We start from the raw sequence: 11,215 nt of genomic DNA, 5'->3' as shown, positions 1-11,215 counted from the left end.
AACTCCGCGCTGCGCAAAGCGCTGGACTACACCCTGAAACGCTGGCAGGCCTTACTGCGTTATCTGGATGACGGCCGGGTACCCATAGATAATAACCGTTGCGAAAATGCGATACGCCCGGTGGCCGTTGGGCGGAAAAATTGGTTTTTTGCCGGGTCGCTGCGCGCCGGGCAACGCATGGCGGTTATCCTGAGCCTGCTGGAAACCGCGAAACTGAACGGACAAGACCCCTATATCTGGCTGCGGGATGTGCTGACGCGGTTGCCAACATGGCCCAACAGCCGGATAAACGAACTGTTGCCCTACGCCGAAAATAGCTTCACGTAATCCGGGCGGGTTATCCGCGGCATCCTGCCGGCCCGCCACCCGCTGATGAAAGAGCACCACAAACGGAATCTGTCTGGGTGATGAAAAAGGGCCGGGCCCGACAGCCCGGCCAACAATATTAGCCTGCAAAACCAACCCGCTAATAGTGTGCAACAGAGAAACAAAGTGAGGCTGTATCATGGCAGGGCATGCCTCAATGGTTCCATAACGGTTCCCTACATTGCCAAATCAATATTGTGGGGCACGGGAGTCAGTATCGTCAGGACAATATCGAACGGCAAGGTGAGTTCGCCACCCGCTTACGGTCGCACCCCTAACTTGTGTGAATATCGACAACAGTGGCCTCCTGTATCTTACTTACATTGTACCTTCAGGGTTTCATTTACACCTCGCCAATTCTTCCATGCTCGTTCTGCTTCCTCCTGGTACAGCTTGCGTAGGGGGCATCCGCTATCTTCCGTACCTTGGCTTGTATTCCTTGCTCATCCAGCTTTGCTTGGCTACGGAGGATGGAAGCTACGAACGCCCGATCGAGCGGTTGAGCGGCCAGCCGTGGCGCTGGCACTGTCTTATAAAGCTTACCTGACTCGAATATTTCGCACAGGCCACATATTGACGGCAGTTCATGTGCACTGCGCACTGATCATGCCCTCCGGTGCCGCCATCGATAACATCTGGGATGATTGCAAAATCGCAGCCGGGATGGTTTAGCCAGCGCAACGGGCCGGCATTGGCGAAAGAGATAAAAGCATGCCGGTCTTTTCATGACTTAATCGCGCAGGTGCCAGGCGTATTCGGGCTTACGTGATAATGAATCACGCAACCTCCTTGATTTGGGCAATAAAAAAGCCGCTATTCGGCAGCTCATTGAAATCAGGAGCGGGGATTAATAGAGGTTGAATCTGGTTTAGACGATAAAACCGTGCTCACGTTCCTCACAAATGCGCCATCCTGGCATGTACCGTTATATCCAGACGTTGGCCTGCGCCGGGGAAACATGGTGATGGACCAGGGCCAATCCGTGGATAAAGTCTTTCACGCTGACAGTGTAGCGCCCACATTCACCACGCTTCGTCGCGCAGTCGAACGCCCCTGTGATTTCGTATGCTCGTGGAATGATTTTGCTCCAAGCTTCGATTCCTAAGAGTATATCGAAGCACTGTATTTATCCCCAGTTCTTTCTGTTAGGCTTTCGTAGATAGGCCTGATGCAGTGATGAGGCCTCGTTGCTTCCTGCTGCTTAAATAAAGAAGCCTGAAGATGTTTAGTTTTATTTATATTATTTATCAATAAGGTACCTGAAATATGACTATGCCAAACGTTATTGTTTCTATGCCGTCACAACTATTCACACTCGCCAATAGCTTTGCTGCATGTGGCAATGGTTCCATCTACGTCGGTCAGATAGACACAGACCCAACCGTGCCTGCAAATCAGATACAGGTGTACGTAGAAAATGCGGATGGCACCTATACGGCAGTATCTCAACCGATAGCTATAAATGCTGGTGGCTATCCGGTTTATGCTGATCAGGTAGCAAAGTTTGCAACAGTTGAAGGTCAGTCAATGACCATTCTTGATGCTAATGGAGCACTGCAATTTTACTTTCCGAACTTGCTGAGATATGACCCAGATCAGACCGGCAAACGACTTGGTGTTACCAGCGTGGTAGCGTTGAGACTGGTTAATGGTGAGCCGGGCAGCATTGCTATACTCAATGGTTATTACGAAGGTGGGAATGTTGGCGGTGGTATTTTGATGTGGATTAACGATACCACGCGACAAGATGACAGCGGGATATTCTTTCGAGTAAATTCTGTTGGTGGTTGGGTCAGGGCTATAGAAGACGAAATTCATGCTGAATGGTTTGGTGTTACTGGCGATGGCGCCGACCATAGTAGCAATGTGAACGCAGCGATTGATTACATCAAATATGCTGGCGGAATTCTATCTTTTCCAAAAGGCGAAGTGAATTTTGGATTACTTCGTAAAACAATTTCTTGGGATGCTAATCTGAAACCATTTACTTTACGCGGGTATGGAACGAAAATTACAGCTGACAATATCAATCCCCCTGAACGCGGAACAGCGAACTGGAGTAGCGAAGGCTATTTCCTGGCTTTTATGGGCGCTAGCTCCACAAACTATTTTCCACAAGTAATAATCGAAGGTATTGACTTTGATTATAGCCGTCAAAAGAATAAGGGAGGTACTGACTTAGCTACCATAGGCGTATGTCATCCAACACCTTATTCCAAAGGAATTACATGGATTTACTTCATATATGCAATGCGCCCAACGATACGTAATGGCACATTTTCTAATATTTATGGCAATGGCATTTATGTCCGGCAATCATACTGTCCATTAACTGAAAATCTTCAATTTAATACTGTCTCGGCGAATCAAATCCTGTCCAGGACCGGTGATATGTCGTTGGATTCTGATGGGGGTTGTATATTTTATTGGGGGTGCTTTGGTGGAGTCATTAGCAATAATGCCGCTAACAATCTTAGAGTTTATGAAGTCCATGTATTATCAACCGATAACAGTACTGATATGTATGGTATGCCTTGCGGTTATATAGGTATGTGGGCTGAATATCGTATGACCATAGGTAGCACTCCGCCACCATTTATAGATTGGATGACGTCAAGCGATGACATTAATCTGGTAGATCAGACACAGCGAAATGTATCAATCCAAAATTGCACGGTGCGCGGCTATGTTATGGGTTTCAAGGTGGAGTCAACATCGGATGCCGTGATTACAAACTGTGTCGCGGTAGAATGTTATATCCCTTTCTGCTTATCTGGGGTCAGGGGAACAATAAGGGATTGCTATGGAAATATGCTACGTCTCGGCGCAGTCCTTGCTCCACAGGGCGGGCTTGAGGCTGTACGCTCAATATTTACTATATCAGATTTTACAGGAATGGTAGTCGGTGAACGTGATTACAACGTGGGTAACACGATACAAAACTGCCAAGGTATAAGTCAGCGAAGCCCATTTTTTGGCAATAGTCGTAGCGGTTTGCGTGTTACCGATTGCCTATTTATTCGTAAAACGGGGGCTAACTATCAAGGTCTGTGGTATTCGCGAAATTCTGTAACTACCAACATGGTCCTCTCTGGAAATACTTTTATTATAGACGCTGATGCCGGGATCGGAGAAAGTACCATAGGACAAATTATAGGGTTTACTTTCGAAAATAATACGATAACGAATAAATCAAATACTCAATTATTAATCAGATCAACATCTGCACTTGGAGGACAACATAAATTCCTAAATAATAAATTCTACGGCGGCGTTAAGATACAAAATAGTGTATGTATATCGCAATCAATAGGAAATTACTGGTTTTTATCTTCGAATAATAACACCAATGGTATTCTCGGTATTGGTTATGAAAATTTTATATCCGAAAATGACACTTTTGAATTGTATTCTGCTGCCTCTGCTTATCCTGTTACAATAAATGGCGGTAATTCTGTTGTGAGAAATGCCAGATTTATCATAACAGATAATGGAGTAAAGTCAGTCCCAGCGCTAATTACCACTTCAAATGTTCTTAACCAGAAATATTTTGACAATCGTTGGTACGGGAATACCCAAAATTCAGCATTGGTGCGTGTGTCTGGTGCCAGTTCAATGTCCTTTGACTCTAATAGAACGGACAGCGCTAGCGGGGCGTTAATCTATGTTACGGGAGGGTTGTCCGGACCAATATTCCATGACAAAAATATTGTGGGAAATCTTTTTGCAGGCAGTGTGCCTGCGACCGACCCTAATTCTTTAGCCAATGCGGTTGGGTGGGCAATAACGCCGTATCCAGGTTTAAGGGTTTTTTATACAATGCCATCAAGCGGTAATCGTGAAGGGATCATTTATACAAGTGATCTTGGGTGGAGAGAGTTCGGTAGTATTATATGATAGCAAAGTCCCTGTGGGGTTTTATTTTTTCTCATCATATAGCGCCTTGACGGGACGTTTTAGCTACAGCCAGATCTTGACCATTGTGAAGCAAGCAGAAGCAGGAACACCGGTTTCTAAACTGTGTTGCGCGCATGGCATGAGCAATGCCATTTTTTAGAAGGGGTATGCACGCTTTGACGGCATGGATGCATCAATGATGGCTCGCCTGGAGGAGTTGGAGGATAAAAATCGGCGTCTCAAAAAAAACTGTATGCCGAGGAACGTCTTAAATCCGAGATCCTCCAGGAGGCGATGTAAAAAAGTGGTGAAGCCATTCCGGTGATGTGAGATGGCATAGGGCGCAGTGAGCGACAAAGGCATCAGTATTCGCCTGGTATGCTTAATTTTCGGCCTTAGCGAAAGCAGGTATCGCTATCGCGCCAGAATGAATGATGAAAATCAGCAAAAGCCCCTTGGCTGATTGAACTTACCTGACGTCATCGCAATTGGGGATTTGGCTTGTGCTTTCTATTCTTACGCAGCGCTAAATGGTTTAGCTGGTACCACAAAAGGATCTACCGGATCTATTCATAATTAAAAATATAATTACGTATCAAACTGAAGTAAAGGCAAATTCGCCCCCTCCCGACGCCCCTGGTTGTGCCAGAGTATGTGAATCGCATCTGGTCGATGGATTTATGCATGTTCAATTCTGCGATGGCAGAATTTTATATACTTTCAACGTGACATGTAATTTTAATCATAAATGGTTCGTGCTGGATGTTGACTTTTTCCTGACGTCGGAAAGGGCTATCCATTCACATGAGAAACTCATTGAATGGCGAGGAAAACCTGTATGTATAGGATGTGACAGCGGTCAAGAATATATTAGCAGTAAATTGAAATAATGAGCAATAATACAACAGATAATATTTTTGTATATACAGACGGCAAAGCCTCAGCAAATCATCTATACAGAGCTCATCAATCAAACCGAAGGTTATGACTGGCTGAGTCAATATGTATGTAGTTATATTACAGCGGAGCTGGATTAGGCCGATCGAGGGCTATGGATCTATTACCATGAACGACCACACATGGATCGGGTGGCATAACGTCGATGCAAAAATACGCATTGAGAGCATGAATTCTACTTAAGGTCCTGTTAAAAATGGGAGGATTATCGCCCCTCGGCGGTAATCGGCGGCATCACCGGCACGCTGCGACCAGTCTTGTTCTACTAGGTGTTCTACGACGTTGCCAAATATGTTGAGTTAATGATCAAAATCGCAGATATCATACTGACAGATAGGGATACCACTGTCACATAGAATATTCATATTCGTCTTAAATACAAAAAAAAGGCCACTGATGGCCCAAGATTAAAAAAATTCTCGTTTTATTTTTTCAGAGCGGTTAGGTTAGCTCTAACTGTTTCCATAAGCTCCATGAACTTCCATTATAGGCGCGGGAATATATAGCATCGGAATTACTACCTGAAGTACCGTAACCGTATAAGACCTGCCTTGTGCGATAGCTGTTATTGTTTGCAACGTAATATCCTATTGCTGTCAGGAACCATGTCCCGCTATCAGTAGGAGCATTAGTTGGAGTTGCCAGAACTCTACCAATGGTTGTTTTATATATTGTGTTTAGGTCAGCACCATTTTCTGCGGGAGAGCCGTCTGCAATGCCGTAATTTGGTAGGGCACTTCCTTTGACAATCAGTGCAGCGCCCCTGACAATGTTGTTATTACCACCGCCACCCGTACTCAAACCAGTATAAGTAATTCCATCGTCTCCATCAAGAATTCCTTCGGAGAGGATCACATCGGTACTGTTGACAACTCGTGCACCACCACCAGAATTGGATGCAAACAGACCCCCGCCACAATTGATGCAAAATGGCTTGATAACTGATCGAGTAATACCATTTAACTGCAAGCCAAATCCATTCGAACTGCGACTTGAATATTTCGCGTATATATGGCTGCTGTTATAGATACTAACACCCTGGAATGTGGTCGTGGCCACATCAGAACTACCCTCTGCATCGCCTTCAACGTCCTCACAATTTGTTATATAAATGCCATGCGCTTGAGTGCTGTGCACCTGAATATCTCGATGTCGGAGCTTAGTTACTCCTGACACATATAACGCGTGGCTATAGGCGTTACCTCTGACTTTGCTGATTGAGACATCCTCTATAACAGAATTCGTACCGTATTTGATGACCCTGACAACATCTCTAACGATAGCATCATCCTTGGTCTTAGCATCGCTAATATCGAGATTAGTACAAGGCATTGACGCATAAGTGCCTCCTGGCTTTTCTTCATTGTAAATAACAATCGAGCCAATATCTGATTTACCCACAATGCGTCGGACTGTAATGTTTTTTGTCCCAACGTATTCAGACGTGATGCCAATGCAATCATCACCTGACTCAATATCGGCACGATCAATGACAATGTCTGAACTATCCAACAGATGGATGCCATCGCGGCCACCGGGCAGCCCTCGGCCCCCCCCATATATCGTGGTGTCGTATATTCTTACTGATTCGCAGGTCTCGATAGATAGACACCAATCAGCTGAATTTCCTGCTCTGCAACCTACCAAAGATAGTTTGTTAATATTAATAAATCGGACCGCGCGGGTAGAGTTTTTTGATGTTATTGCCCCGGTAACTCCCCCATCAATATCCAAGCCAATGATGCGTAAATTAGTAGCGTTAGACGCTCTGATTAGCGTAATCGGAGTGTCTGTTAACGTAAATAATCCGCCTCCGCCGGTGGCGTAAATATTGGTATTACTAATTAATTCCCACGTTGAAAGAACTTGATATTTACGCATAATAACCAGCATACGGTTATTCGCCACGGCATATGTATTGGCACGCGTGAGCGCGGGTTGCCAATTATCACCATCCCCGGACTGATAGAAAGTTTCTGGGTAAACGAACAACCCCAAAAAATCAAGAACTGTAGCGGCGAATGTATCGATGCCATCAAATGCATCTCTTAGCCGTCCCACGTCAGTAGAAAGGGGATTGGCTATTGACGGCAGTTTAAGTACAAGGCGTTCGGTTGTCTCATCGATTATCGTTGCCCCTGGTCGGCCAACCCAAGAAGAATTATCAACCGTCTCCTTATCGTACACACTCAAATTTTCTCGTGCAGTTGCGGCGTTGCTTACATCAGATAGGTTATTGATATCTAACAGTGGATTGCTAGGCATGCTTTTCCCTTACTTGGACACTCATTTGGAAATCTAACGATATTATTTTTTGGAATTTATGGGACGAATTTTAAGCAAAATCAGATAATGTCTTAGTGTGATGCTCGAAAGGGCCAGGATAGTCCTAAACCGCCCAAGTCTTACCGAAACAACTGAATTTGACCAGCACTCAACGGCTTACCATTTTTTATTGCTTCGCCTATTTCCAAATCATCCTCGATAGCATAGCCTGTATATACATACAGTGTTTTGTGTGTGCCTGCATACAAAGCTTCTTATTGAAGCTTTGCTCTTATCGTCAGTATTATTGGAGATAGGCTATGCCAACATCAGTTATGGGCGTGATCCCCACAGCCGAAGAATACAACGACCTCGTTACTCAAGAAGAATTGACATCTGCTATCGGTACGCTGTCAGATGAACTGTCATCATCCAGTGGCGGAACCTTAATCGGAACCACGACTGGTACAGTAGAAGACCGATTTGTAGCAAATGAAGTTAGAACAACGCATATCGTGGCTCCAAGCAACATCGACCCTGAGACGGCAAACGAAGGGGATCAGTATTTCAATACCACGGATAATATTTATAAAGTATATCGCTCGGGGGCTTGGGCTGCTGATGATTCTGCCGCTCTGGCACTAAAGTTAGCATCAGGTACCGGTCCCGCTTATCTAGGTTATTTAAATAGTTTAACTAATGCGGTGCAGACAAATCTTTATGATTGGCTTAGCCATGCGACTATAAATCCTTACATGTTTGGTGGCATTGGGGATGGTGTGGCTGATGACACTAATGCTGTACAGTCTTCATTAGATGCAGTCAACTTATCAGCAGGCTGTCAATGGTCTGGAGGAGGGCACGGAGCAAAATGGCGCATTACTAGACAACTTAATTATAATCACGCGGGAAATAAAAAATCTGGATTTGGTCTACGCTGGGAAGGGGCCGCTCTAATTCCTGACTTTGGTATAGTCCTTTATGATACGACGAATCTATCAACCGGCTGGACTTTAGATTCCAGTGTAATTATTAGCAATAGTAATCATATAGTATTTAAACAGATCTCCCAAACAGTCCCGCCGTTTGCTTATTATTCCCTTACTGGTTTAAATGTGGGCACGTTATATAGTGCCGATTTTTTTATCAGTGGCTATAACACCACACAAACGGGGCTAACAGGAATTTATTGTGCTAATTCAGATGGGACGGCACAAACAGCCATTTTCCGACGTGGTGAACGGGGACCTGGAATTTATCATGCTGAATTTATAGCAACCCAAGCATCACATCGCATTATCATCCAAGCTGAAGGTGGCAACGGGTTGATAATGACCATTAATCGAGTTCGTATTCGTACTGGGGGAGCTGCTTTAAGATGCTATGCGAGCGGTTCGAGTGCAAGTTGGACTAATCTGTTGATTTCTGATTTGAATATATACCCAACCGCTATCGCGCAAGCCGGTTTGCAGGCGGGTGTACGCTTAGACGATATGGGCGGAACAACGCTGGAACGTTTGAATGTATATAATTTAACCAATGGCGACCGATTAATTTTAAGTAACTTAATCACTTGGTCAGAAAATATCACTGATATCAAAGCCTGGGCAACCGGTTGCGAAACAATGAGAAGATTTACTAGACCACAAAGAGGATCGGGTCTTAATAGTTTTTCTCGATTCAGATCAGAAGGGGACTTTTTCTCTGGTAATACCTATGGCAGTTATATGGAATATGGTACTTCTGTCTATGACTCAAAATTAGGTGAAATCAGTGGCAATATATCTCTTGGTTCGATAGCCCTATATCATCTCTCAGGCGATCAGACCGACACTCTCCTTGAGGGCCATCGTACCGAATCAGTTGAACTTTCCACATGCTGTGTATTTGAACTTGGTAATAATGATTTACGCCGTGCTGCCTATCGACACAATCCTCTCGGCACGAATGCGACAGTAGAATCATTGGCGTTCGGCGTGATCTCACAAATGACACAAAGAGATACTGTCAATTATAGCCAAGCTCCGCAAATTTTTAGTAATATACGGTTTATAGACCCTACGGCGGGTATATATGGTCCATTTCTATTTTTTAATACATTTACCAATATTGCTGTTGGAGGCAGTGTAAGCGTGGACGGAATACAGCCGCAGGGAGCGACTTCTTTATCACCAAGACATGGTTATTTGCGATTGATGGTTCATATAACCAATGCCAATGGGTCAGCGGCACAGGCATCCACAGCTATTTTCGAGATGCTCAAAGGATCAGTATATGATGTTGATGCTAATGTTGTAAAAGTAACACCTGTCGTTAAAGTAGTGAATAATGTTTCTTTAAGTATTATTTGGGGGGCGAATAGCTCACCTCAAATAACGGTAACCGGAAACACTGTAGCCATCGGTTTGAAAGTTTGGGGGTGGTATTTATGATTATTGACTTTATTGATCCTTTAGCAACTCGGTACGGTATTGATAAGAAAGTTATCGAAGATGCGCTATTGCTTGATCTGACGGACTTCTATCCCGTAGCTCACGCAATTGACCCAACAGATGGATTTATTGCTGATGATTTCTTAGGGCGGGTCTGGCGATATAATGGGTTGGTTGATTCAATAAATGCTTACCGATTAGTTAATGGTAAAAATAAAATGGATTATCCATCACTGAACTCTATCAAAGATTATATTGATTGAATATTTTTACAAAGTATACGTCATAGCGGGACCCGGATTGGCAATTGTTAGAGGGCGGGCCCGCTTCTTTGGACCAAGCTGGTTCATATCCCCACATAACCGGGTTCAGACTTAATTTATCATCACGCTGGTTTAACAACAGAACGCGAGTACCTGGAGCAACGTTGTATCGGCCGATAGGTTCACCATCCAGGGCGCCTACAAACTCGACGTCAGGCTTTAGGAATTCGAGATATTATTCTCTGGTTTTGATTTGAGCAAATCAGCCGCACATGAAAATTGCCTTCGTTGCTAGGGGAAATGTAAATAATGGGGAGTTACGCGAGCAAACTGGTGATGCGAGAACAGGCGCTGAATCATTGAAGCCGCCGCTGAGTGAGCTACATTCTCCAAAGATGCCGACTTGCGCTTAAAGCGTGCTCGGTTTTTTTATTACCCTTTCTGAAGTGAATCCCAGTGGCCGCGATTGATATTACCGCTGTGAGTGGTGAGTTGCCACGCGTGGTAGCTCATATGCTTCCGCAGTGAGCCTCCACCTTTAATTACCATGATGACGTTTGGCTTGCATGGAACGGTATCGTCAACGCAATATTCAGCCCGATGGCGAACGATGATTATGATCGGATTTATTATACGGATGGCGTATATATCCTCGTCCAATATCTACAATGCCGACCCGAATGTCACTCTAGCCTGCGTATTGCGTCAAAGTATGGTGGTCCTTGACGGTTTTGTGTTTTATGCCTAACCCAATGGTAATGGAATTGTTTCAGTGGACGTTTCAGGGAATGCACTGGTTGCTACACAAAAAATCATCACTCCACAGCAGTGGCGAAAGACATTCAACCCCGGAACCATTCGCGCCTGGTGCCTCGAAAACGAATACCTTGCGCTATACGACACGGCTGACGGCCGTGCCGGGTTTATAGGGGCACGCTAGTCACGTATGTGTTGGGTGTGACAAACATCATGATGCGCCAAATGGGCGATTCTGGCGCCACGCTGGCAAACAAGCCCCTGAAAAATAATTTTCTG

At 44.7% G+C, this 11,215-nt stretch carries 5 protein-coding genes and 2 pseudogenes; 5 read left to right on the top strand and 2 right to left on the bottom strand.

Features of this window, described 5'->3' with window-relative positions; genetic code table 11:
* From VGC33_RS10105 to VGC33_RS10095, 3 genes and pseudogenes are all read left to right on the top strand, one after another.
* Positions 1-327: IS66 family transposase (locus tag VGC33_RS10105; protein WP_331120619.1), on the top strand; the 327-nt coding region annotated here is incomplete at its 5' end.
* Between the two features lie 1,305 nt (positions 328-1,632).
* Complete coding sequence (locus VGC33_RS10100) at positions 1,633-4,263, top strand: phage tailspike protein (RefSeq protein ID WP_331120618.1); 2,631 nt, start codon at positions 1,633-1,635, stop codon at positions 4,261-4,263.
* A 13-nt stretch (positions 4,264-4,276) separates the two neighbouring features.
* Positions 4,277-5,392, top strand: a pseudogene (locus VGC33_RS10095) (transposase).
* Positions 5,393-5,661: 269 nt separating this feature from the next.
* Here VGC33_RS10095 and VGC33_RS10090 read toward each other — a convergent pair.
* Positions 5,662-7,485 carry a glycosyl hydrolase family 28 protein gene (locus VGC33_RS10090; RefSeq protein ID WP_331120617.1) on the bottom strand — a complete coding sequence of 608 codons (1,824 nt, stop codon included), beginning with the start codon at positions 7,483-7,485 and terminating at the stop codon, positions 5,662-5,664.
* Positions 7,486-7,805: 320 nt separating this feature from the next.
* Here VGC33_RS10090 and VGC33_RS10085 point away from each other — a divergent pair, with 320 nt between their 5' ends.
* Together VGC33_RS10085 and VGC33_RS10080 are read left to right on the top strand one after the other, a co-directional pair.
* The gene (locus VGC33_RS10085; protein ID WP_331120616.1) at positions 7,806-9,917 is read left to right on the top strand and encodes a hypothetical protein; all 2,112 of its coding nucleotides are present in this window, start codon (positions 7,806-7,808) and stop codon (positions 9,915-9,917) included.
* Entirely contained in the window at positions 9,914-10,180 is a 267-nt protein-coding gene (locus VGC33_RS10080; protein WP_331120615.1) for a hypothetical protein, read from the top strand. The genes VGC33_RS10085 and VGC33_RS10080 overlap by 4 nt, the downstream gene beginning before the upstream one ends.
* On the opposite strand, the pseudogene VGC33_RS10075 reads toward VGC33_RS10080, so the two are convergent.
* Positions 10,161-10,433 (bottom strand): annotated as a pseudogene (locus tag VGC33_RS10075) (SOS response-associated peptidase family protein). The gene VGC33_RS10080 and the pseudogene VGC33_RS10075 overlap by 20 nt on opposite strands.
* Between the last annotated feature and the right edge of the window lie 782 nt (positions 10,434-11,215).

Source organism: Acerihabitans sp. (assembly GCF_036398755.1).
GTDB lineage: Bacteria > Pseudomonadota > Gammaproteobacteria > Enterobacterales > Enterobacteriaceae > Acerihabitans.
This window is presented reverse-complemented; position numbering and strand designations above follow the sequence as displayed.